This is a genomic window from Mesorhizobium sp. M7A.F.Ca.ET.027.03.2.1, from assembly GCF_003999175.1.
Classification (GTDB): domain Bacteria; phylum Pseudomonadota; class Alphaproteobacteria; order Rhizobiales; family Rhizobiaceae; genus Mesorhizobium.
The window spans coordinates 1-3,033 of record NZ_RZOM01000767.1 but is presented as its reverse complement, the minus strand read 5'-3'; the positions used below and the strand labels follow the sequence as shown (position 1 = coordinate 3,033).

The following is a 3,033-nucleotide window of genomic DNA, read 5'->3' as shown; positions in this document are numbered from 1 at the left end:
GTCGATCGATCCGGATAGTGACGAATGGGACGCCATTCGCAAGCGGCAGGGCGAACTCGGCATCTTCGCGCCGTGGATCGGCTCGACCGGGGGCAGCGCGCTGAAGCTTGGCGACGCCAGGGCAATCCCGGTCAGCGAACTCTCCGCGGCGCACGAAGGCTGGTTCCCCCGCTTCATGGACCAGGCCAGTTGACGAGAGCATGATCCCGAAAAGTGGGAACGGTTTTTCGGGAAACTCATGATCAAGCACAGGAAACTGGCTGCCCGGGCGCTGCTTGCAGTCGTTTTCTGGCCGTCGCTGTTCTTCTTCTGGTTCCTGGGACCATTCGTCTTTTTCCTGCTGTCGACAACCTCAAGCGAGGTGTGCATGCGGCTGGAAACGCGCGCGGAGTTCCTTGCCGCGGCCAATGGCGCCATCCCCATGCTCATCGCGCAGAATCTCATCTACGCGATCCCGATCATCTGCCTGGTTCTGTGGGACCGCCTGGCGCCGGATCCGGCACGGGCAAGGCATATCGTCACCTGCATCAAGCTTTTTGCCAGCGCGGTGGTCGTAGGCGCGTTGTGGGAGTACGGCTCGTCGCTTGTCTGCGACGGTTATGGCCAGGGGTTCTTCTCGCCGGCTTGGCAAATGACGAGCTATCTCCCCATTGTCGGCCTCGTGCTCAACGCGCCGCTTTATGTGCTGGCCTTCAGCCTTGGCCGCGCTTTCTCGACACGCGAGGACGTTGCCGAGGATGAAGCAAGCCCACCGGCCTAGTCTTTCTCTGAAGCCATCGAACCGTCTTGCCGTTGGTGGGACAGAACGGCTTCAATCCGGACCGGAAAGGCTTTAGGCTTGCCCGACTCTCATCTTATGGCCTGACACCGGCCGCTCGAAACAGGATTTTGCCATGGCAATGGACGCCCACGACATCGAAAAACTGATCAAGGACGGCATTCCGGACGCCAAGGTCACGATCCGCGATCTCGCCGGCGACGGCGACCATTATGCGGCCGAGGTGGTGGCCGAGAGTTTTCGGGGGAAAAGCCGCGTGCAGCAGCACCAGATGGTCTATGACGCGCTGAAGGGCAATATGGGCGGGGTGCTGCATGCGCTAGCGCTGCAGACCAGCGTGCCTGACTAGGTGAGAGCGTCTATGACCTGGATACCAGATCTCCTCTTTTCCATGGTGTTCAGGCGCATTGGAGGCGATCGGGCGATACAGCTGACTTTGACAGCGGCATGGAAGGTTATCGTTTTTGTGGCGCGATTCTTTGTTGATCTGGCGCTTCGGCTCATCCCGCCGGCCCCAATACGCTCCGCACCACCAGCGTTTGGTGATGAGCGTTATCGCGGTCTTTCTCTTCGCCGGTCTCGCAAGCATGCCGCCGCCGGCCAGCAGAATGTCTAGATCCGCCACATAGGACTGTCACTTGGTTTGGCCCAAGCCGGGCCAACTCTTGCGCCATTTCAGCCACGGCGCGGCTAACGTCTTGTTTCGAGCAATCGTTGGGTTTATTTGAAGGGTATGTTTCGAGCCTGACTCCCACAGGCGGGAAAGGATATTCTATGAGCGGTATCAACGACTACATCGACAATGAAGTGAAGGGCAACGACGTCGTCCTTTTCATGAAGGGCACGCCCGGTTTCCCGCAATGCGGATTTTCCGGCCAGGTCGTCCAGATCCTCGATTATATCGGCGCCGACTACAAAGGCGTGAACGTTCTGGACTCGGCCGAACTGCGCCAGGGCATCAAGGAATATTCCAACTGGCCGACGATCCCGCAGCTCTACGTCAAGGGCGAATTCGTCGGTGGCTGCGATATCATCCGCGAGATGTTCCAGGCCGGCGAACTTCAGACATTCCTTGTCGAAAAGGGCGTCGGCGTCAAAGGCGCCGCCTGATTTCTGTTTTCGTGCATGTCGTCCGCCTGAAACCGCCGTACAGTTTCGGGTGACGTGCACCAAACGCCAGGGCAGCCCCACCTCGGCAATTTTATGTCCTGAACCCAGGACCAGGACGAGCCAATGCGCCGGCCCGCCGGCGCATTTTCGTTTGAAAGATCGGACTTGCCGTGGACCAGCCAAAATCAGCGCCGCAATCGGCAAGCAAACTGCCCATTCCACGCTGGGAGTTCATCGCGCTGTGCGCCGCGCTGATGGCGCTGAACTCGCTGGCCATCGACATCATGCTGCCGGCGCTGCAGCAGATCGGCGCCACGCTCGGCGTCGAAAATGAAAACCACCGGCAGTACGTCATAACGGCCTACATTCTGGGCTTCGGCGGCGGACAGTTGTTCTTCGGGCCGATCTCGGATCGCTTCGGGCGTCGCGCACCACTGGTCGCCGGGCTGGTGATCTATGTCGCCGCGGCCGCGGCTGCCGCCATTGCGCCAAGCTTTGAGACACTTCTGCTGTGCCGGGCCGTGCAAGGCATTGGTGCGGCCGCCACCCGCGTCATCGCCGTATCGATCGTGCGCGATACGTTCGACGGCCGGCGCATGGCCGAGGTGATGTCGCTGATCTTCATGGTGTTCATGGCGATACCGGTCATTGCTCCCGGCATCGGCCAGTTCATCATGCTGTTTGCGACCTGGCATTGGATCTTCGTCACCATGGCCGTCGGTGCGCTCCTCGTCTCGGCCTGGTCGCTGCTGCGCCTTCCTGAAACGCTGCATCCCGAACATCGCCGGCCGTTGACACTCAACTCCATTGTCGGCGGGTTTCGCATCGTGCTCACCAACCGCATTGCGATCTGTTATGCCTTCGCCAGCACCTTCATCTTCGGCGCCATGTTCGGCTTCATCGCTTCGGCGCAGCAGATCTATGTCGACATCTTCCATGTCGGCGAGATGTTCCCGGTCATCTTCGCAGGCGTCGCGGGCGTGCTCGCCTTCTCCAACTTTCTGAACTCGCGCCTTGTCGGCCGTATCGGCATGCGCCGCCTGTCGCAGAGTGCGCTGCTGCTGTTCCTGGTCATCAGCCTTGCCTGGCTGGTGGTCTCGCTGGAAATGAAGATGCCGCTCTGGCTGTTCATCACCTTCTTTGCC

At 60.1% G+C, this 3,033-nt stretch carries 5 protein-coding genes; all 5 read left to right on the top strand.

Translation table 11 applies throughout. The features are described from left to right. A partial coding sequence (locus EN750_RS26470; RefSeq protein ID WP_145967925.1) for a hypothetical protein occupies positions 1-193 on the top strand: 193 nt, incomplete at its 5' end. A gap of 45 nt (positions 194-238) precedes the next feature. Continuing rightward, the gene (locus EN750_RS26465) at positions 239-760 is read left to right on the top strand and encodes a hypothetical protein (protein WP_127398365.1); all 522 of its coding nucleotides are present in this window, start codon (positions 239-241) and stop codon (positions 758-760) included. Positions 761-893: 133 nt separating this feature from the next. After that, positions 894-1,127: a BolA family transcriptional regulator gene (locus tag EN750_RS26460; protein ID WP_010909092.1), complete on the top strand. Its 234-nt coding sequence runs from the start codon at positions 894-896 to the stop codon at positions 1,125-1,127. A 425-nt stretch (positions 1,128-1,552) separates the two neighbouring features. Further along, complete coding sequence (gene grxD, locus EN750_RS26455) at positions 1,553-1,888, top strand: Grx4 family monothiol glutaredoxin (protein ID WP_056594343.1); 336 nt, start codon at positions 1,553-1,555, stop codon at positions 1,886-1,888. A 170-nt stretch (positions 1,889-2,058) separates the two neighbouring features. Then, on the top strand, positions 2,059-3,033 hold a 975-nt coding region (locus EN750_RS26450; protein ID WP_127398363.1), incomplete at its 3' end, for a multidrug effflux MFS transporter.